The sequence below is a fragment of the Bradyrhizobium manausense genome (genome assembly GCF_018131105.1).
Lineage (GTDB): Bacteria > Pseudomonadota > Alphaproteobacteria > Rhizobiales > Xanthobacteraceae > Bradyrhizobium > Bradyrhizobium manausense_B.
Genome location: NZ_JAFCJI010000002.1, coordinates 46,224 through 67,391 on the forward strand (window position 1 = coordinate 46,224; position 21,168 = coordinate 67,391).

Below are 21,168 nucleotides of genomic sequence, written 5' to 3' on the forward strand. Positions count from 1 at the left end.
CCATTCCCTAACCGACAATCTGGCTTACCGACATCAGCGCCGTCATCACCGATGTGATCAGGCCGCCGACGACCAGCGAGATCGCGATGATCGCAGCGGGCCCGGCAATGCCGACCGCACGATCGAGCGTCCGTTGCAACTTGGCCTCGTAGAATTCGGCGACCCGGCCGGACAGCATCGGCAGCTGCCCGGTCTCGTCACCCAGTCTCAGCATGCGTACCGCCATCGGCGGCAACGCGTCCGTCTCGGCGAGCGCATCGGAGAGTTTCGAGCCGTGGCGGACGCGGTCGGCGGCGTCGCTCCAGACGGGGGACGATCCTGTCGTCGCCATCATGTCGACGAGAATGCGCAGCGTGGTGGTGAGGTTGACGCCGCTGCCGAGCAGCAGGCCGAGATTACGGCAGAACAGCGCCGTGCGGTACGCGCGCATCACGTTGCGGATCGCCGGCAGCCGCGTGAATGCATTGGTGATGCCGCGACGAATGCGCTCCCGACGCAACAGCAGCCAGGCGGCCGCGATGAACGTCGCAAGCCCGGCCAGCACCGCATCGGAATTGCCACGCAGGAACGTGGAGATGTTCAGGAACACGCCGACGATCGGATCGACCTTGGCACCGAAATCCTGCAAGACGCTGGCGAACTGAGGCAGCACGAAGGTCAGGAAGAACAGCAGCACGCATCCGGCCGCGCCGAGCACGAAGACAGGATAACGGATCGCATCCGTCAGGCGGCGCCTCAGCGCCTCGGCGCGCGCGCGTTCGCCGGCGAGCACCTCCAGCACCTGGTCCAGCGACCCCGACGCCTCGCCGACCCGCACCAGCGCGATATACATCGGCGGAAACAGTCCCTCATGCCGGGCCAGCGCCTCGCCGAAACTTTCGCCGGAGACCACCCGTGCGCGGATGTCAGCGACAATAGGCCGCAGCCGCCCGAAATCCGGATCGGCGGCGAGCAACTCCAGGCCGTCATTGATGCGGGCGCCGGCGCGCAACAGCAGCGCGAGGTCGCGGGTAAAGATGGTGACGTCTTCCGGCTTCGGCCTGTTGAACAGGCTGAGCGCGCTGTGCGCGGCGCCGCCCTCCTCCGGCGTGACGTTGTCGACCAGCACGAGGCCGAGCCGCTCGATCCGCTGCGCCACGTCGCCCGGCGCCGGCGCGGCGATGGCGCCGGAGACCAGTTCGCCGTTGGCATTGAGCGCGCGGTAGCGATAGTTCGGCATGGTTCCAAGCACACTTGAGCGTTAGCGCACCGTCGTGACGCGGAAGACTTCGGGCACCGTCGTCAACCCCGCCCGGCATTTGGCGACTGCATCCTCCAGCATCGTCGTCATGCCGCCCTGCATCGCGGCGGCGTCGATGGAGTGGGAATCGGTCTTCGGCCCGATCAGCGCCCGGACCTCCTCGGACATTTCGAGGATCTCGAACACGCCGTTGCGGCCGCGATAGCCGGTGCCGCCGCAGCGCTCGCAGCCGCCGGCCTCGTGCACCACCTCGCCGCATTTGAAACCGATCACGGCAAAGCGCGGATCCTTGGCGAGATCGGCCTCGGTCAGCGCGTGCGGCACCTTGCAGCGGTCGCACAGCATGCGCACCAGCCGCTGGGCCACCACCGCGCGCAATGTCGACTTGAGCAGAAAACCTTCGATGCCGAGATCGATCAGGCGCGGTATGGCCGCCGCCGCTGTCTCGGTGTGCAATGTGGTCAGCACGAGATGGCCGGTCAGCGCGGCATGAATTGCGATATGCGCGGTCTCGGCGTCGCGGACCTCGCCGACCATGATGACGTCGGGGTCCTGACGCACGAAGGAACGCATCGCCGAGGCGAAGGTCAGGCCGATCGACGGCTTGACCTGGGACTGGTTGATGCCGGGAATCTCGTATTCGACGGGATCCTCGATGGTGAGGATCTTGCGCGTCGGTTCGTTGAGGATCGACAGCATGGTCGCAAGCGTCGTGGTCTTGCCGCTGCCGGTCGGCCCGGTGATCACGATCATGCCGTGCGGCATCGCGAGCAGGCGCGTCATCACGCTCTCGTCGCGGGTCCGCAGGCCGAGCTTGCTCATCTCGAGCAGACCGCGGTCGCGCGGCAGCAGCCGGATCACGGCGCTCTCGCCATGCTGCGTCGGCATGGTTGCAACGCGGACGTCAATTTCGTTGCGGCCGACGCGCACGCGCGCCGCGCCGTCCTGCGGCAGGCGCCGCTCGGCGATGTTGAGGCTGGCCAGAATCTTGATGCGCGAGATCAGCGCCTGCGGCGGAATGCCCTGCGGCGACGGCAACGCACGCAACAGGCCATCGACGCGCATGCGCACTGTGAGCCCGGAGCGGAATGGCTCGACATGAATATCACTCGCGCGCAGATCCAACGCACGCTCCAACAGGTCGTTGAGCGCCCGCACCACCGGCGCACCGCTGGCGAGATCTCGCAGGCTCTCGATATCGTCGTCGGATCGCTGCGCAGCGCTCCTGCCGCTCTCGTCGACATTTGCGTCATCGGCATCGGCCCGCTGATCGAGGACCGTCGTAATGTCCTCATATGACGCGACTACGACATCGACTGTCGTTCCGAACACGATCTCGGCCGCGCGCAGGGCCGCCGTATCGGACGGATCGGCAACCGCCAGGCGGAGACCGCCATTCGGCGCGCTGAAGGGAAAGATCGTGGATTCACGCAGAAATCGACGCGAAAAGCCGTCCAGGCGGGGCGTCGTCGTGAGCAGTTGCGGAAGACTGAGCCGCGGCAAGCCAAAATATTCCGACACTTCGTCGGCGAAATCGGCCGCGGAGAGATCGGTGGCTTCCCAGAATTCGCGCAACGGACGTGTCAGCGTGGTCGTGCCTGACCTCTCCAGCCGGGCATGCGCCCGCGGCGGCAGCGAATATTTTTCCAAGAGGTGTTGCCGAAAGCCATCGGCGGAGCGGACTTGCATCGCATTCACTGCGCTGACCTTGTTACTCGAATGCAACAGCTTCCGCGTGCCGCGGAGGTCCTTTACCCTTGACTTATTTCTTAGCAAAAACATAATCGTGGCGCAAATTATTGGGCGTCCGAGTCAAGGGGGATCGGATGCAATTTCCAGTCACTTCCAGCGTTGGAAGGCGTACTTTGTTTGACGTGGTCCAGCCGCTACTGCGCCGCCGGTCAGCGTTGACTGGAATGCTCCTCCTGTTGTCGTCCGCTGTCCTGCTCTCGGCCTGCATCGTCACAGCCGATCAATCGGTCGAAGCCGACCCCAGGGATCCGCGCGCCCAGGATATTGCGGACAAGATTCGCTCCCTCGACCTCCAGCCGCGACAACCTGCCGACGCGGGAGCAAGCGGCATCGGCCAGGCGAAATCGTCGAAACCCGCGATCTATCTGAGTGATGGTGCGACGCCGCAGGGCGGCGCGCTGGCCGAACGTGACGACGGCGGCGGCAGCGGCTACGACCTCAATTTCGAGAACGCACCTGTGGCGACCGTCGCAAAGGTCATCCTTGGTGACGTACTTAACACGGGCTACACGATCGATCCGCGCGTGCAGGGCACCGTGACACTTGCCTCGGTGCGCCCCGTTCCCAAGGCCGACGCGATCTATGTTCTGGAGAATGCGTTGCGCATGTCCGGCGTGGCGCTGGTGCGTGACCGCACCGGATACCGCCTGCTGCCGGCGCCGGAAGCAGGCCCCGGCGGTGTCGACCGCTCGGCGGGCGGCGAGGCCGGCCAGGGCATCACCGTGGTGCCGCTGCGCTACACCTCGGCACAAAACATCTTCAAGCTGCTCGATGCCTTCGGCGTGAAAGCCTCGACCATGCGTCCGGACAATTCCCGCAACACCTTGATCATCAGCGGCAGCGGCAGCGACCGGGCGAGCGCGGTCGACACGATTCTGTCATTCGACGCAGACTGGATGCGCGGACAATCGGTCGGCATCTTCCCGGTGCGCAATTCCTCGCCCGAGCCTGTCATCTCGGAGATCGAGAAGATCATGGATTCCGGCGAAGGCGGGATGACCCAGAACATGATCAAGCTTCAGCCGATCTCGCGGCTCAACTCGATCCTCGTGGTGAGCCAGAAGCCGGAATATCTCAAGCGCGCGCAGACCTGGATCGCGCGGCTCGACCGTTCCGACACCGACGGCGTCAACATGAAATCCTATCCATTGCGCTACGGCAATTCCAAGCTGGTCGTCGCGCTGCTGAACGACATGCTGTTCAATCAGAGCGCAACGAGCAGTTCGACGCTCGACAGCGCGTCGAGCCAGGTCGCGCCCGGCGCGGGCGTCGCCAGTTCGTCTTCCGGCCCGGTCGCCGCGCTGAGCGCGCTGCCGACCGCCGCTTCAGGGGCCGCGACGCCGGTGACCGGACCTGCGGGATCATCCTTCAGCGCCCGCCCCGCTCCGGCTGCGTCCGCAACGCCGGTCCAGGACAACGGCCTCGGTGGACAAAACGGCAGCAGCTCGAAGTCCGGGCTCAACGGCATCCTCCAGAACGTGCGGATCACCGCCGACGTCACCAACAACGCCATCCTCGTCTACGCCAATCAGGACGCGCAGCGCATCGTCGAGCAGACCATCCGCCAGATCGACAAGCCGCAGCGGCAGATCGCGATCGAGGCAACGATCGCCGAGGTGACGCTGAACGACCAGTTGAACTACGGGGTGCAGTACTTCCTGGCGAGCAAACAAGGCTCGATCTCCAACACCATCTCCGGCGTCACCAATTCCGCATCGGTCGGCAGCGGCGCCGTGGAAGCTGCGTCCAGCGCCGTCAACGCCGCCTCCGGTGCGCTGCTCGGCCGCGTGCTGCCGGGCTTCAACTTCCTGGTCGGCGCCGAGAACTCGCCACGTGTCATTCTTGACGCGCTGCACGGCGTCACCAATGTCAAGGTGCTGTCGAACCCGTCGCTGGTGGTGCTCGACAACCAGCCCGCGACCCTGCAGGTCGGCGACCAGGTGCCGTTCTCGACCGGCACGGCGACGGTGCTGACGGCGAACAACACCGTGGTCAACACCATCGACTACAAGAACACCGGCATCATCCTGCGTGTGCTGCCGCGCGCCAATGCCAACGGCAATGTCGTGCTCGACATCGAGCAGGAGATATCGAGCGTGGCCGCCGGCAGCGCCAACTCGCTGACGCCGACGATCTCGCAACGCCGGGTCAAGAGTTCGATTGCGGTGACCAGCGGGCAGACCGTGCTGCTCGCCGGCCTGATCAGCGAGACCGAGAACAGGCAGCGCCAGGGCATTCCCGTGCTCGATTCCATTCCCGGCGTGGGCGACGCCTTCTCGCACCAGACCAATGCGCGCTCACGCACCGAGTTGATCCTGTTCATCCGTCCGACCGTCATCAGGGACGGCGTCGACGCGCATGTCATCGCCGAGGAGATGCGCAGCAAGATGAACAGTCGCCTGGTCGGGACCAGCAACCCGGTGGTCACCGTAAGCCCGCCCAGGGCCGCGCGCTGACGGCGTGACCGACGACAATGCGCATGACGGGATACGCGCGCCGCTGGTGCTCAGCATCGCGTTGCTCGTCGGCGTGTTCGCGAGCCTCGTCACGGCACCGGCCGCGGAAGGACTCTATGGTGCGTTCCTGGCCGCTCTCATGGTGGCCATCGCCGCGAACGATGCGCGCTACTATTTGATCCCGAACGAGCTGAGCGGAGCCGCCTTCGCGCTCGCCCTGCTTCGCGGCGCCACTGCCGTGCCCGATGCCGGCGCCGTGGCGCTGCTCTGGCCGCTCGTGCGCGCCGTGGCCGTGGCGCTTCCGCTGCTGCTCCTGATGCTGGCCTATCGGCGCTGGCGCGGCCGGGACGGGCTCGGGCTCGGCGACGTCAAGCTCGCGGCGGTCTGCGGGGCCTGGCTGGACCTGGCGACAGTGGCCGCGGTGATCGAGCTGGCGGCGCTGCTGGCGATCGGTGCCTATGTCGCCACCGCCGCATTGCAGCGCAAACCGCTGCGTGGGACCGCCTTCCTGCCGTTCGGACTGTTTCTGGCGCCGTCGATCTGGATCGGCTGGCTGGCCGAGACCTGGTATCTGAACTGGCTCGGCGGCTGACCGGGCTAAGGCCCGATGCCGTCAGGGCAAATCCTCTTCGCGGCGTAAGTCGCCTGCCTCGACCTTCTACTGTGCATGGGGTTGTTTTCGACTTTTTGTCGGACGCTGAGCCCCGGCGTATCAATGCTCGCGGCTGGGCGCCCATTCCAGCGCCCGCAGGCGGGCCTGGGCGATCTCGCCGCGCGTCATCTTGGTGGTGACGGCGTCGCGGATCCGGGCCCGGGACTCCCGCACCCGCGGCGGCGAGGCCGCGGCCGACAGGTTCAGCCATTTGGAGGCTTCGACGATGTCCTGCGGCACGCCGAAGCCGCGGTCGTAGAGCAGCCCCAGCGAATATTGCGCGCGGGCATCGCCCTGCTCCGCCGCCCGGCGGTACCACATCGCGGCTTCCGTATAATTCTGCGGCACGCCACGGCCGGTCTCGAACAGGAAGCCGAGATAGGACTGCGCCGCCGCGTTGCCCCGCTCGGCGAGCGGGATGAAGACGCGCGACGCGGTCGCATAGTCCTGCCGCTGCAAGGCCGCGACGCCCCGCCCGAGCGATTGGGCACCGACCGGCATCGCGGGCAGGAGCATGAGCGCCGCGACAACGGCAAGCGCCCGTCCAGCGCGTCGCAAAGGTCCGGCGTGGCGCCGGCTCCCAGCCTCGCATCGGTCTGAAATTGTCATGCCCGTCCTTCCCTGCACGCGCGCAAGACTAATCTGGCCGCGTGAGGGAATCCAGAGCAGCGGCTTCAATGAGGGTCCCAACACGTGATCTCGCGCAGGGGCTCGACGGCGAGTGCAGACAAATAAAAACGCTCCGGACGATATTATCGTCCGGAGCGCATGATTCGAGGCGGTCGGACGACGACCTACTTCAACGGGGTCGACGTGAAAGTGCCGTTGGAGTTGTTGCCGTCCAGCTGGTTGGTCCCATAGGACGCCACCGTACCCGCCACGCCGTTCCCGTTGCCCTGGATCGCACTCTCTCCGACGCGGAGCACAGCGTTACCGCCATTGTTCTGAATGCCGGTGGCGTTATTGGAGGCCGTCGCGCGCATGACCATCACGTTCGCAGCTCCGGCTCCGCCGGTCGCGACGATTCCTGCAAGAGTGTTGCTTGTCACGGCGCTGTCGTAGATGTTGACGTTCACATTGCCGCCGGTCGCGTTGCCCGAAATACCGACGGTGTTGCGGTCAGCGATGACGCGCTCGATCACGCCCTTGCTGGTCCCGCCGGCCGGCGGCGCAACATTGATGCCGGTGCCAGTGGCGCCGTTGCCATTGCTGAACACTGTTGTGCGGCTAATCGTGAAGCCGGTCGTGCCACCCGCCGTAATCGAGATGCCGTTGCTCGTGAAGTGCCGGATCACGCAATCCTCGACGTGGAGAAATCCGCCGTTGATGAAGCTGATTCCGTTAATGCCTGTGCCAAGCCCTTCAATATCGAGCCCCTTGAGAAAGAGATAGTCGGTCGCGCCCGCGCTGAAGATGATGCCGTTGGTGCCGGACACCAGCACGCCGGCCGTTCCCGCCTCACAGGAGATCGTCATCGACTTGGTCACCGTCACTGCGCCGAAGCCACCCGGATCCAGGCAGTTGATTTCGCCGGCTGCGGCGGTCTTGGAGATTGCACCGGCGAAAGTCTTGCAGGGTGCAGTGCGGCTGCAGGGATTCGCGTCATCACCGACGCCCGACACCCAGGTTCGGGTCGCTTGTGCGTTGGCGGGTGCCGACGCGAGGATAGGAAGGAAGAATCCGACGGCCAAAGCCACCAGGGCAATGCGACGCATGCTAAGTCTCCTTCAATGATGAGATTTACTCAATAATGCAGTCGTTCCGCGAGCAGATGCACATAGCTCAAGGAGGCACGGGACAGCGGAAGAGTTTGAAAAAACTGGACAGACCCCCGTCAAATTTGCGCAATTCGTTTGGTCGTGGACTTCTTGTTGTTTCGCAGGAAACTATATCAGATCAATGTCAGGGTTTTAGAGCCGTCATAGGCGGATGACCGTCTTGCCCACAGTGATCCCGAGTAAGCTCATCGCACGCTGGAACCTGCTTCGATTTGTCTTTGCAACCTTAGGGAGGTTCAAGTCGTCGGCCGCTTTTTTCTGCCGCTTTGCGATGGTGACATGAGGTACGGGACCGGCTCGCTCAACCGTCGCACTTGCTCGCGACGATTGAAATCGATCAAACTTTTTGCCTACGTGTGCACTTTTATGCAGTCGATCTGGCAAGGCTCCGTCGGTTCAGCAGCGGACGGATATCGCACAGAGTTGTGGCCGCAGAGGTGACCATGAAGATACTTCGACTCTTAGCTAGTACTCTCGGCACGATATTCGCCCTCACCAGCTCTGGAGGATTGTCCGTCATGGATTCGAAAGCCATAGCGGCCGAAGGCGCCAGTGAAAGGCCTCGGGCGACGGTTCCACTCGCCCGGGATCCGTCTATCGCAGTGGTGGAGGAATACGAAGCGGCCCGTCGCAAGAACACGGCGGAAGCCTACGAACTCTTCATCGCGCGTCACGGTGACGACCCGCTGGCCGCGAAAGCGCAGGCCGACCTCAGCCGCCTGTCGCGCTAGGCAACGTCACGGCAAAGCGACACGACTTCCGCCGGGTGGCGCAAGGGCTCGTTCCGCAATATCTTTTCGAGATCGGCGCATGGCTGGCTGCTGCAGCCAATGCTTGCCGCACGATCTTTCGGCACTATGGTGGCTCGAAATCTGTTCCTGGAGCCAACCAAGATGCCCTTTCCGCATGCCTCCGAAGCCCTGTCGCGGTTCACCGTGCTCGATCTGACCCGGGTCCGCTCCGGGCCGACCTGTGTGCGCCAGCTCGCGGATTGGGGCGCCACCGTGATCAAGATCGACGCGCTCACCGAGGATTCCGGCGGCGAGCAGCCGGGCGGGCCGCGGGGCGGCGCCGACTTCCAGAATTTGCACCGCAACAAGCGGGCGATGACGCTGAACCTGAAGGATGAGCGCGGGCTCGCCGTGTTCAAGCGCCTCGCGGCCAAGGCCGACGTCGTGGTCGAGAATTTCCGCCCCGACGTGAAGAAGAAGCTCGGTATCGACTATGAAAGCCTGCGCGAGATCAATCCGCGCATCGTCTATGGCAGCATCTCGGGCTTCGGCCAGGATGGGCCCTATCACAAGCGGCCGGGCTTCGATCAGATCGCACAGGGCATGGGTGGGCTGATGTCGATCACGGGTGCGCCGGGGGAAGGCCCGATGCGGGTCGGCATTCCCGTTGCCGACCTCACCGCGGGCCTGTTCTGCGCCATGGGCATCCTCACCGCGCTGCTCGAACGCGAGGTCTCGGGCAAGGGCCAGTGGGTCCAGACCTCGCTGCTCCAGGCCCAGATCTTCATGCTCGACTTCCAGGCCGCGCGCTGGCTGATGGAGAAGGAAGTCGCCAGGCAGGCCGGCAACAACCATCCGACCAGCATCCCGACCGGCGTGTTCAAGACCTCCGACGGCTACATCAACATCGCCACGACAGGCGGACGGATCTGGGAACGTTGCGCGCAGGCGATCGGCGCGCCGGAGCTCTACAGCCACCCCGATTATAAGACGGCGCCTGACCGCTCCAGGAACCGCAACGCGCTCAACGCCGAAATCGAGAAGCGCACCGTGACCAAGCCGACCGAGACCTGGGTCCGCGAGCTCAACGAGGCCGGCGTTCCCTGCGGGCCGATCTACGCCATCGACCAGATGTTCGAGGACGCGCAAGTCAAGCATCTCGGCATCGCGCAGGACGTGCCCAACGACGAGGAACGGCATATCCGCCTGGTCGGCCAGCCCGTGACGCTGTCGCGCACGCCGAGCAAAATGGTGGCACGGCCGCCGGAGTTCGGCGAGCAGACCGACGAGGTGCTGAAGGAGTTCGGCTTCGGCGCAGACGAAATCGCAAAGCTCAGGGACGCCAAGGTGGTGTAATCGCCTCGTGCGAGCAACACTCCGAACGCGCCCGCGCTCTAGGTCCGTGTCATCAAATTCTTCCCTCGATCAATCGCGCTGTCCGCTCGCCTGCGGGAGTGATGCTTGAGCGATTCAGCGTGACGACACTATGGAGGGCTTTCGCTTCGCGCCCTGCGTTCGAATGTCAGCGGTTCGAAGGACGCTTGCAGACGCGAACCATGCTCGCGCGACGCGGACGATCTCAGAGATCGTCATCCGGAAACGACAAAGCCCGGCGCGAGCCGGGCTTTGCTTCTGTTGGACGCCTCTGTTGATTTCAGTATCTCGCGACCACGGGGCCGCCAAATTGATAGTTGATGCCGGCGCGCAGGATGTTGTCGGTGAAGCGCGACGATACGTTGGCCGCGATCGTCGAGCCCGCCGGCGCGAGCGTGAACGGACCGGAGCTGTAGCGTCCGAGATCCATGTAGAGATATTCGAGCTTGGCGCTCCAGTTCTGCGTGATCTTGCCCTCGATACCCACGCCCACCGTCCAGCCGGCGCGCGTCGTCGAGGTCGAGCCGACCGAGCCGATCGCACCGCCCGCCGCGTTGAAGCCCGCCATGGTGCCCGTGGTCTTGATTTCACCGAAAGCGAGACCGCCGGTGCCGTAGAACAGCACCTTCGGGGTCGCCAGAATCCCGGCCCGGCCGCGCAGGGTACCGAACCATTGCAGGCTCTGGTCAACCACCAGCGCGGTGCCGGCCGCGCCGCCCGGAAGGAAGGTGATCGGAGGCATACAAATCAGGGAACCGCCGCCGGTGGAGCAGAGATAACCTGCGCGGCCCTTCTCACCCGACCATTGCAGGTCGCCTTCGACACCGAGCACCCAGTTTGTAACCTGCCAATTGTAGCCGGCTTGACCGCCAGCGACGCCGCCGTTCATGTCGAACGATGCACTGGTGATGGAGCCGGCCGGCGGCACGATCGGCGCGCCGGTTCCGGTGTTGAAATAGGAAACGTCGGTCCGCGAACGGCCCCAGCTGTAGCCGCCGTTGGCGCCGACATAGAAACCGGTCCAGCTCCAGACCGGGTCGACCATGACCGGTGCCTTGACGTAGGGCCTCGCTGCCAGATCGGCAGCCAATGCGCCCGTTGCGAACAGCGACATCGCCGCTGCCATTCCAATCACGATCCGCTTCATGGAATTCCCCCTCGCACGATTTCGTGACCAAAAGATACGGTACCGGGAACCCGGGCGCTGTGCCGCCCCGGCAACATTTGGAAACAATCGATCTGAGGTGGCGCCCATACCGGAACACCACCAATCCGCTATATAATTGATTTCAAAGGAGATCGTTTGGCGTCCCTAGCGCGATGTCGCCCTGGTCCGTTGCGTCCATCCGACGCGGGCGAGCAGGCCGTCGATAACGGGCCAGAACAGCAGCACGATCGCCAGCGTCGTGATCGAGCCGACCAGGCCGTTCGACCAGAACACCTTGAGGTCGCCACCGGCGCCGATCATCGACAGGCGGAAGGCGTCCTCGGCGCGATTGCCGAGCACGAGCGCCAGCGTGAATGGCGCCAGTGGAATGCCGATCTTCTTGAAGACGTAACCGACGACACCGAAGCCCAGCATCAGCCAGATGTCGAACATCGCGTTCTGGATCGCATAAGCGCCGATCGCGCAGGACACCACGATCATCGGCGCGACCGCCGCAAACGGCACGCGCAGGATCGAGGCGAAGATCGGCACCGTTGTCAGCACCAGCACGAGGCCGACGACATTGCCGAGATACATCGAGGCGATCAGGCCCCAGACGAAATCCTTGTGCTCGACGAACAGCAACGGGCCGGGATTGAGCCCCCACACCATCAACCCGCCGAGCAGGATCGCGGCCGTGCCGGAACCGGGAATGCCGAGCGCCAGCATCGGCAGCAGCGCCGACGTGCCGGAGGCATGCGCCGCCGTCTCCGGCGCGAACACGCCCTCGATACGGCCCTTGCCGAAGCTCTCGGGCTCCTTCGCGAAACGCTTGGCGAGATTGTAGCCCATGAAGGACGCCGCGATCGCACCGCCCGGCGTGATGCCGAGCCAGCAGCCGATGAAGGAGGAGCGCACCAGCGTCACCCAATATTTCGGCAGATCCTTCCACACGCTCAGTACGACGCGGAGCGAAATGCTGGCCGCATGTCCGCGCAGCGCCAGCCGCTCCTCCATCGTCAGCAGGATCTCGCTGATACCGAACAGGCCGATCACGGCGACGAGGAAGTTGATGCCGCGCAAGAGCTCAGCCGAGCCGAAGGTCATGCGCAGTTGGCCCGACACCGTGTCCATGCCGATGCCGGCGAGCAGAAGGCCGAGCGACATCGAGATGACCGTCTTGTGCTTGGCTTCGCGCCCGAGGCCGACGAAGGAGCAGAACGTCAGGAGATACACCGCGAAGAACTCGGGCGGACCGAACTTCAGCGCAAAGGACGAGATCATCGGCGCGAGGAAGGTGATGAGCAGCACCGCAACCAGCGAGCCGATGAAGGAGGAGGTGAACGCCGCCGTCAGCGCCTCCGCCGCCCTGCCCTGTTGCGCCATCGGATAGCCGTCGAAGGTGGTGGCAACCGACCAGGCTTCACCGGGGATGTTGAACAGGATCGAGGTGATGGCGCCGCCGAACAGCGCGCCCCAATAGATGCAGGACAACATCACGATCGCCGAGGTCGGATCCATCGTGAAGGTGAGCGGCAGCAGGATGGCGACGCCGTTGGGGCCGCCGAGCCCGGGCAGCACGCCGACGAAAATACCGAGCACCAGCCCGACCATCATCAGCACGAGCGTCTTCCACGTCAGCAGGACGGCGAAGCCGTGAAGCAGGAGACCGAAAGCTTCCATCGCGGATCCGCCTAGTAGCCGAAGGCCGCTTCGAGCGGTCCCTTCGGCATGATGACGTCGAAGGCGATATCGAAGGTGACGAACATGATCGCCGTGAACAGGAAAGCGGTGAGCAGAGACTTCCACAGCGCAATCTTGCCGACGAGGCGCATGAAGCCCGCGATCAGCAGGAAGCTCGCGACATAGAGGCCGAGGAACTGCGTCACCAGGCAGAACAGCAGTGTCGGCACGAACACCGCCATCACCCGGCGCGCCTGCGCCCGCGTGATGAAGGTTTCGCCTGCTCCGCGGCGCGCGAGGAACGCTGCGATCAGGCCGTAGAGGCTGGCACCACCGAGGACGAGGGAGAGATAGAACGGAAAATAGCCGGGCTCGGGCCCGGTTGAATCCCAGGAGGCACCGGTGCGCCAATTGTCGTAGCCGAGGACGGCGGCCAGCGCGAGCAGCAGCAGGCAGACGATGATTTCGACGGTGCCGGAGCTTGCGACGGAGGGCGAGTTGTCTTCAGGCGCGGTCGGATCGTCGACGACGATTTCAAGATCGGTTTGGGACATGCTCTGTTGGGACGGAGTGTGGTCAATTCTCCCTCTTCCCGCCTGCGGGGAGAGGGAGAAGAAAGAAGAGCGGTTACTTCGCGACGAAACCGGCTTCCGTCATCAGCGACTTGTTGGTGGCATCGTCCTCCTCGAGGAATTGCACCATGTCCTTGCCGGTGAGGAAGATCGGCTTTAGCGCCTGCTTTTCCATATACTCCTTGTATTCCGCGGTCTGCGTCACCTTGTGGAACAGCTCGACATAGAACGCCTGCTGCTCTGGCGTGACCTTGCCGGGCAGGAACATCGCGCGCAGCATCAGATACTGGACGTCGATTCCCTCCTCCTTGCAGGTCGGGATGTCGGCCCACGATTGCGTGTCCGTCACCTTGCCGGTGTACGAGATGCGCTCCTTGTCGAACACGCAGAGCGGCCGCACCTGGCCGGCGCGCCAGACTTCGAGATTTTCGCTGGGGTTGTTGACGTTGGATTCGGTGTGGTTGCCGACGAGTTGGGTCGCGGCCTCGCCGCCGGACTTGTACGGCAGATAGGAGAATTTCGCGCCGGTCTTCTGCTCGAGGAAAACGGTCAGCACGTGGTCCTCGCGCTTGGAGCCGGTGCCGCCCATCTTGAACGGCGCGCTCGCGGCCTTCGCAGCCGCGACGAACTCCTTCACGGTCTTGGGGCCGGCGCTGTTGTCCCACAGCACGAACTGATCGAGCGCGATCACCGAGACCGGAGTCAGTTCGCGCCAGTTGAACGGGATCTTCGCCGAGAGCGGCAGCATGTAGATCAGCGAATATGCGATCAGCACCTTGTTCGGATCGCCCTCGCTCGATTTCATGTACATCAGCGCTTCAGCACCCGACGCACCGCCCTTGAGCGAGACCACCATGGGCTGCTTCATCAGATTATTCTTCTGGATCGCGGCCTGCATCATCCGCGCCATCTGGTCGGAGGCGCCGCCCGCGCCCGCCGCCACCACGATCTCGACGGGCTTGGTCGGTTCCCAGCCGGCGACGGCCGGCGCAACCCAAAGCGCAGCCGCCACGGTCAATGCGGCTTTCATTCCATGTCCCACGCGTCCACTCCAAATTCTTGTCTATGTTCTTGTTCGGATTGGCAATTCGTTAAAGCCAAAGACGAACTGCATTGTGCGGGCGAACGCCGGCCAGTTCAAGCCGCCCGGCGTCGCACCGCTTATGACTTTGGAATGAGATCGATTGCAAGTGCGGCGGCCCGCAAACAAAGCGCGGGCCCCCTGCGGAGCCCGCGCCTATCTCGCAAAGGCGGTGTGTCGCGCGGCTAGACGATCAGGATGTCGTGCGAGTTGATCACCGCCCCGAGCTGAACGGCCACGATCGCCTGCGCCGAGCCCTGGGTCGCGTCAGCGCTGAAATAGAGCGTCTGGCTGGTCGTATCGAAGTGGAATTCGGCCGCACCGGAGAAGTTATTGTCGGCCGAACTCTCGAATGTCGACGTCACGTCCATCCCCGCCGTCAGGCCACCGCCGAAACCATTTGCCGAGATCGCGATGTGATCGTGTTCGGTGGTGGTGTTGAAGTCGGTGATCTGGCCAGGCGCGGTCTGAGGCTGGAGGAAAGAAAAGGTGTCGTTGCCACCGCCACCGCTCATCACGTTGCCGCTGGACGTGCCGATGAGGACATCGTTGCCCGCACCGCCGACGAGTTGCTCGCTGCCCTGGGTCGCGATCAGGATGCTGTCGCCACTCGCCGCAGTCAGCGTGGTTGCGGACGTCGGATTATTGACGATGGTCGCGGTTGCAGCATTCGCCGACGTCGTCATCCCGTCTGAACTCGTGTAGTCGAACGATCCGCCGGGCGTCGCATCATCGGTGAAGGCGGCCTGTCCCAAGGCAGCACTGGCGCTGCCACCGGAGCTCGCCGTGACCGCACCAAGCGCGAGGTGATCGGTCGTATCGGGATCGGTGTCGTTTAACGCCAGCGCCCAGCCGGGGATCGTGACCGAGCCGCCGGCGCCGACATCCGTGACCACGGTTTCACCGACCGCGGTCGGCGCATCGTTGGTGCCGTTGAGGGTGACCGTAACATCCTGCATGACCGTGCCGCCGTGACCATCGTCGATCGTGACGAAATAGTCCTGGGTCAGCGTCTGGCCTTGTGCCAGGAACTGGATGTCGGCGTTGTTCACCGTGAAGTGCCAGCCGACGGAGCCCGTCCCTCCGGCCTCGCTCACCGGATCGAGGGAGAATGCGCCGACATAGCCGCTGCTTGCGGCCACGAAGCTCGCGGTGTGGACATCGGTGGTCTCGGCGTCGGAGAAGGAAATCGAACCCGCGGTGGATTCGGTCGCGGGTCCCGTTGCCGGGCTGACATTGACGGAGTCCAGGATCATGCCGTCGGCATCGTCGGCGTAGGAGAATTGCAGTGTCGACGCCGACAGCAAGGGATCGCCGGAAACGTCGAAAGCAAAGTGATGGATCCCTGGCGCCACGCTGCCCACCGACATCAGTTGGACGCCGTCCCAGGTGACCGTAAGCGGTGTATTGGTGCCTTCGGGATCGCCGATGAGATCGAAACTGAGGAAATAGTGCTGTCCGGGCGTCGTCGCGACGTCCTGGGACAACGTCTCCTCGCTGCCGGTCGGTGAGAGCTGTACCGAGTAATGCCCGAAGCTGCCACCGAGCTCGAACTGCGTGACCTGGATGTGCGAACCGCTGGTGGACCAGCCCGACAGGTTGCCGGTCTCGAAATCGCCGTTGACGATAGCCGCAGGGCCGGCATCCTCGGTGACCGACCCACTCACATTGGCCGCCGTGACGACCGGGAAGTCGTCAGCGCCGGCAATGTTGAAGGTCAGCGTCGTCGTCGCCTGATGGCCCTGGCCGTCATCGACCGTGAAATTGAACTGGTCGCTGACATTGTCGCCGGCCTGCAGCGGATCGACCGAGGCATTGGCGTAATAGGCGTAGCTGCCGTCCGCGTTGAGCTGCAACGAGCCATAGGTACCGGCGACCAACGTGCCGACATTGGCGGCGCTGCCGTTCACTTCCGAGATGCTGCGCGGCGTCGACAGGTCGATCGGATGGCTCACATCCGCGATGCCGCCGCTGGCCAGCACGGCGCCGGTATCCGTCACCGCAGTGTCGGATATCCCGACCGCGACCGGAGTCACCAGCAGTGGATCCGACGCGCCGTCGATCATGACCGTCACAGTCTGCGTCGAGGTCGTGCTGCCGTCGGCAACCGTAACGTCATATTGGACAGTGAGGGTCTCACCGGCGCTCAGGAAGTCGAGATCACCGTCCTTGATGGCGAATGTCCAGTCGACGGCCCCCGTGCCCGTTCCGGTCGAGTCATGCAAGACTGTGCTCAACGCAGTCTGGAGGTCCGCCAGCGTATCATCGGGTACGAAGCCGGGATTCGCCGACCACGTCGCCGAATCCAGCGCGACGCCAACAAAGTGCACATCGGACAGATCGACGTCGGAGAAGGCAAGCGTTCCCGTCGGCACTGGGCTCGTCGTATCGATCGCGCTCGACCCGGTGACGCCGGTCTGCTCGGACAGCGACGCCGATTCCGGTCCGCTGGTGATGACAGGCGCGTCATTGGCGCCGGTGATGACGACAGACACGGTCTGCGTCGAGCTGGTCGAGCCGTCCGCGACCTTGATGTCGTAGTTCACCGTCAGCGTCTCGCCGGCCGCGAGATAATCGAGGTCGTTGTCGGCAATGGCGAAATTCCAATCGATGGCGCCCGAGCCGGTGCCCGTGGAATCGTGCAATGTCATCGTCAACGCTGCGGCGAGATCGGCCTGCGTCGCCGCCGGCGGTGTCGGCCCGGTGCTCGAATCCAGTGCCACCGTCACCGTGTGCGTGTCGCTGATGTCCTGGTCGGTGAAGGCGAGCGTGCCCGCAGGGGTCGTCGGCGTCGTGTCGGGTGCTGAGGAGCCCGTGGTGGCGTCCTGCTCTGCGACGGTGGAGGATTCCGGGCTGCTGGTGATCACGACGGGATGGTTGACGCCGAGGATGGTGACGGTGACGTCCTGCGTGGCAGAGCCACCGTTACCGTCGTCGACCGTGACGTGATAGACGAGCTTGAGCGTCTCGCCGCCGTTGAGGAAATTGGCCTCGGAGTTGGGAAGCGCGAAATTCCAGTCGACGTCGCCGATCAGATGCCCGGTCGAGTCATGGAGCGAAGTGCCGAACGCGGCCAATAACTGCGCATTGGTCAGCGGGATCGCACCGCCGCCCGAACGGGTGGCCGTGACCGTGGTCGAAACGCCGTGCGCATCCGCCAGATCGATATCGGAAAACAGCAGGCTGTCATGCGCGGTCAGATTGCCGCTCGGATCGACGTTTTGATCTTCGACGAGAGCGGCCGTTTCCGGGCACGACAGGTAGACCGGTTTGTCATTGGTGCCGACCACCGTGACCATGACCGTCTGTGTCGAGATCCCGCCGGCATGATCGTCGAGCTGCACGGTGTAGGTGATGTCGAGATGCTGGCCGGCTGCAAGATAGTCGAAGGCGAGATCGGGCGCCGAGAAAGTGGTGTTGATGGTGCCGGCGCTGGAGCCGGAAGCCTTGATGACGTTGTCGACGTGATAGAACGCCATCAGCGCGGCGTCCCCGAACGGGCCCGGCAACAGGCCCGCAGTAGCGCCGGAAGCGGAAACGCCGATCACGGTCGCGGTGTACCCGGTGTTGGTGAGGTCGTCGTCGGTGAAGTTGAGCGCGACGTGGACCGTGTCGGGCGAGAGCGAGAGGGTCTGGTTGGCCTGCTCGGTGACGGTCGCCATCGTCGTCATGTTGATGACCGGCTTGTCGTCGGTGCCGGTGACGGTAACCTTGACGGTCTGGATCGCGGTGCCGCCGTGATTGTCGGAAACCGTGATATCGTAGGTCAGGACCAGCGTCTGGTTCTTCGCAAGGAAATCGAAATCGTCATCCGCGTCGCTGAAATTCCATTTGAGCTGGCCCGACCCGTTTGAATCGCTGAGAATCTGTGAATGCATCGCGGTCTGGAAATGCGCCAGCGATGCCGCCGGAATGATCGTTCCACTGGACAACACTGCGGATTGCAGCGTCGCCGACGTCGTGTGGGTATCGGTCTTGTCGCTGTCCTTGAAACTCATCGTGCCTGACAGCGTGTGCAACGTCGTGGAATCGGTGGTGTCGGCGAATTCGGTGAAACTGCCTGTGGCGGATGAGGAGGTAAAAACCGGCGTGTGATTGGTCATGGAAAAATTCCTGCCTGCGTTTGCCATGAAGACGCCGCCGCACGATGACGCGGCGACGCGACTAATCGGTCCGAGAGATCGGACGAGATCCAACAGTCCTGACTTCAGAATCTCAGTGTCGTGGCTTGGTGGCGCGGCCGTGCCCGGCGTCGGGATGGGTCAGCAGCAATGAAATTCTGGCGCGGCTCGCATCGTCGAACGTACGTCGCTAGATCTTCAGTTCAATTTCAGCTCAATGACTCAGGTTGCAGCACGGTCGGCCGGAACATCCCACGCAATACATGCCGTTAAATTCGACGGGACTTGAAAATCAGCCGGCCGGCCCGTTTCCGGGGAGAAATAGGACGGTGGAATGCAACCTCCACGATCTTATGCCTGAGCTCGTCGCGTCGTCAACGTAAACGCGTGGCCGCGCCCGCGCGCAATCGCGGTTCCAGGCGACGGAACCATTTGAAAGATTTGTGACAATTGGAATTACGCGGAGCGGCAGACGAAGCGCGCGAGCGATCGCGCGCCCGCCTCGCGCCAAGCCTGCGTTGGCGCGAAACAGGGATCTGCGCTACTGGCCCTTCCAGTTCGGCTTGCGCTTGTTGAGGAAGGCGTCCATGCCCTCGCGGAAATCTTCGCTCATATAGGCTTTCAGGATAAGGTCCTGGCCCTGCTCGCGCGACAGTGTCGGACGGATGCGGCGCACCGCCTCCTTGGCCGTCTCCATCGTGAGCGGTGCATGGCTTGCAACGAGCTTTGCGGTCTCATCGGCGCGACGCTGCAGCGTCTCGACGTCAGGTACGATTTCGGTGAGCAGGCCGAGCGACAGCGCTTCCTGCGCCTCGACCAGACGCGCCCTGAAGATCATGTCCTTGGTGCGGGCAGGTCCGACCAGCGCGACGATGCGGCTGATGTTCGACATCGACAGGCAGTTGCCGAGCGTGCGTGCGATCGGAAAGCCCATGCGCGTCGTCTCGGTGCCGATCCGCAAGTCGCAGCAGGCCGCGATGCCGGCGCCGCCGCCCGTGCAGGCGCCGGCGATCGCCGCAATCACCGGCACGCGGCACAGTTCGAGCGTGCCCAGCACGCGGTCGATGCGCGACTCATAATCGAGCGCGTCCTGCGCCGTCTTGAAGGCACGGAATTGCGAAATGTCGGTGCCGGAGGCAAATGCCTTGTCGCCGGCGCCGGTGATGATCAGCGCCTTGATCGAGCGGTCTGTGTTGATCTCATTGCAGATCTCCGCCATGCGGTCATACATGGCGAAAGTCATGGCGTTGCGCGCCTGCGGGCGGTTGAAGGTGATCCGCGCGATGCCGTCCGTGACGGAGTAGAGCAGGTCTTCGTTAGGGGTCGTCGGTGCGTTCATCGCGCGCTCACTTCTTCTTCAAGTTGGATCGTTCAAGCCACCTGGGCTTTGGCCATCGGCACCGCGTCGCGTCCCTTCAGGACGTCCATGGCCGCCAGCACGCCGCCGCTCCGGTGCGGAATCTTTGCAAGGTCCAGGCCCATCTCGACGCCGGCGAGCGTGCCCATCAGCATCAGATCGTTGAAATGGCCGATATGACCGATGCGGAACACCTTGCCCTTGACCTTGTTCAGGCCGGTGCCGAGCGACATGTCGAAGTTATCCAGCACCACCTTGCGGAAGGCGTCGGCATCAAAGCCGTCAGGCACGCGCACGCCGGTCAGCGCCGGCGAATGCGCGGCGGGATCGACGCACTGCGTCTCCAGGCCCCAGACCTTGGCCGCCGCGCGCGTCGCCGCACCGTGACGCTTGTGGCGGGACCAGACGTTCTCGAGACCTTCTTCCTCGAGCATCTTCACCGCTTCGCGCAACCCGTAGAGCAGATTGGTCGCGGGCGTGTAGGGGAAGGTGCCGAGCTTGTTGAAGGAGATGACCTCCTGCCAATCCCAGTAGGAGCGCATGCCGGGATTGGCCTTGGCGACGTTGAGCGCCTTCTCCGAGACGGCGTTGAAGCCGAGGCCGGGCGGCAGCATCAGGCCCTTCTGCGAGCCGGCAACGGAGACGTCGATGCCCCAGGCGTCGTGCTCGTATTCGATCGAGCCGAGGCCCGAGATGGTGTCGACCATCAACAGCGCCGGATGTTTGACGCGGTCGAGCAGCTGGCGCACTTCGAGTGGCGGCGTCACGCAACCGGTCGAGGTCTCGTTGTGGACGATGCAAACCGCCTTGATCGTGTGCTGCTTGTCGGCGGCAAGGCGCTTCTCGATCTCGGCGAGGTCGGCGCCATGGCGCCAGTCGCTCGGGATGAAGTCGACGTCGAGCTTGAACTTGTCGGCGATGCCGCGCCACAGCACGGCGAACTGGCCGGTCTCGCACATCAGCACCTTGTCGCCGGGGGCGAACACGTTGACCATGGCCGCTTCCCAGGCGCCGGTGCCGGACGAGGGGAAAATGATCACGGGCTGCTTGGTGCGGAACACCCGCTGCATCGAGGCCAGGACCGCGAAACCGAGCTCGGCGAACTCCGGACCGCGATGATCCAGCGTCGGCATGTCCATCGCCCGCAGCACGCGGTCGGGCACGTTGGTCGGTCCTGGAATCTGGAGAAAATGCCTTCCAGTATGCACGGTCATAGGCGTCCTT

General features: G+C 64.0%; 15 protein-coding genes. 4 read left to right on the forward strand and 11 right to left on the reverse strand.

The window, feature by feature from the left end; translation table 11 throughout:
- Window positions 1-7: 7 nt before the first annotated feature.
- Window positions 8-1,219: a type II secretion system F family protein gene (locus JQ631_RS20525; protein ID WP_212328708.1), complete on the reverse strand. Its 1,212-nt coding sequence runs from the start codon at window positions 1,217-1,219 to the stop codon at window positions 8-10.
- Window positions 1,220-1,240: 21 nt separating this feature from the next.
- Window positions 1,241-2,929 carry a GspE/PulE family protein gene (locus tag JQ631_RS20530; RefSeq protein WP_249160843.1) on the reverse strand — a complete coding sequence of 563 codons (1,689 nt, stop codon included), beginning with the start codon at window positions 2,927-2,929 and terminating at the stop codon, window positions 1,241-1,243.
- Between the two features lie 137 nt (window positions 2,930-3,066).
- On the opposite strand from JQ631_RS20530, the gene gspD reads away from it, so the two are divergent.
- Entirely contained in the window at window positions 3,067-5,448 is a 2,382-nt protein-coding gene (gene gspD / locus JQ631_RS20535; RefSeq protein ID WP_212328710.1) for a type II secretion system secretin GspD, read from the forward strand.
- Window positions 5,449-5,452: 4 nt separating this feature from the next.
- The gene (locus JQ631_RS20540; protein ID WP_212328711.1) at window positions 5,453-6,040 is read left to right on the forward strand and encodes a prepilin peptidase; all 588 of its coding nucleotides are present in this window, start codon (window positions 5,453-5,455) and stop codon (window positions 6,038-6,040) included.
- Window positions 6,041-6,160: 120 nt separating this feature from the next.
- Here the strand turns inward: JQ631_RS20540 and JQ631_RS20545 are convergent, their stop codons facing one another.
- Both JQ631_RS20545 and JQ631_RS20550 read right to left on the reverse strand, forming a co-directional pair.
- Window positions 6,161-6,616: a tetratricopeptide repeat protein gene (locus JQ631_RS20545; protein ID WP_212328712.1), complete on the reverse strand. Its 456-nt coding sequence runs from the start codon at window positions 6,614-6,616 to the stop codon at window positions 6,161-6,163.
- A gap of 278 nt (window positions 6,617-6,894) precedes the next feature.
- Window positions 6,895-7,815: a hypothetical protein gene (locus JQ631_RS20550; protein WP_212328713.1), complete on the reverse strand. Its 921-nt coding sequence runs from the start codon at window positions 7,813-7,815 to the stop codon at window positions 6,895-6,897.
- Between the two features lie 581 nt (window positions 7,816-8,396).
- On the opposite strand from JQ631_RS20550, the gene JQ631_RS20555 reads away from it, so the two are divergent.
- A complete protein-coding gene (locus JQ631_RS20555; protein WP_212328714.1) occupies window positions 8,397-8,609 on the forward strand; it encodes a hypothetical protein in 213 nt (70 codons plus the stop codon).
- Window positions 8,610-8,771: 162 nt separating this feature from the next.
- Window positions 8,772-9,965 (forward strand): CaiB/BaiF CoA transferase family protein, encoded by a 1,194-nt coding sequence (locus tag JQ631_RS20560; protein ID WP_212328715.1) that lies wholly within the window; start codon window positions 8,772-8,774, stop codon window positions 9,963-9,965.
- A 298-nt stretch (window positions 9,966-10,263) separates the two neighbouring features.
- Here JQ631_RS20560 and JQ631_RS20565 read toward each other — a convergent pair whose 3' ends face one another.
- The 7 genes from JQ631_RS20565 to JQ631_RS20595 form a co-directional block, all read right to left on the reverse strand.
- Window positions 10,264-11,130, reverse strand: coding sequence for an outer membrane protein (locus tag JQ631_RS20565; RefSeq protein ID WP_212328716.1), 867 nt, complete (start codon window positions 11,128-11,130; stop codon window positions 10,264-10,266).
- A 165-nt stretch (window positions 11,131-11,295) separates the two neighbouring features.
- A complete protein-coding gene (locus JQ631_RS20570; protein ID WP_212328717.1) occupies window positions 11,296-12,813 on the reverse strand; it encodes a tripartite tricarboxylate transporter permease in 1,518 nt (505 codons plus the stop codon).
- Window positions 12,814-12,824: 11 nt separating this feature from the next.
- On the reverse strand, window positions 12,825-13,367 hold the full coding sequence (locus JQ631_RS20575; RefSeq protein ID WP_212328718.1) for a tripartite tricarboxylate transporter TctB family protein: 543 nt from the start codon (window positions 13,365-13,367) through the stop codon (window positions 12,825-12,827).
- A 73-nt stretch (window positions 13,368-13,440) separates the two neighbouring features.
- Window positions 13,441-14,415: a Bug family tripartite tricarboxylate transporter substrate binding protein gene (locus tag JQ631_RS20580; RefSeq protein WP_212328719.1), complete on the reverse strand. Its 975-nt coding sequence runs from the start codon at window positions 14,413-14,415 to the stop codon at window positions 13,441-13,443.
- Window positions 14,416-14,651: 236 nt separating this feature from the next.
- Window positions 14,652-18,569, reverse strand: a complete 3,918-nt coding sequence (locus JQ631_RS20585) for a beta strand repeat-containing protein (protein WP_212328720.1) — start codon at window positions 18,567-18,569, stop codon at window positions 14,652-14,654.
- Between the two features lie 559 nt (window positions 18,570-19,128).
- Window positions 19,129-19,926, reverse strand: coding sequence for an enoyl-CoA hydratase/isomerase family protein (locus JQ631_RS20590; RefSeq protein WP_212328721.1), 798 nt, complete (start codon window positions 19,924-19,926; stop codon window positions 19,129-19,131).
- Between the two features lie 32 nt (window positions 19,927-19,958).
- The gene (locus JQ631_RS20595; protein ID WP_212328722.1) at window positions 19,959-21,158 is read right to left on the reverse strand and encodes a pyridoxal-phosphate-dependent aminotransferase family protein; all 1,200 of its coding nucleotides are present in this window, start codon (window positions 21,156-21,158) and stop codon (window positions 19,959-19,961) included.
- Between the last annotated feature and the right edge of the window lie 10 nt (window positions 21,159-21,168).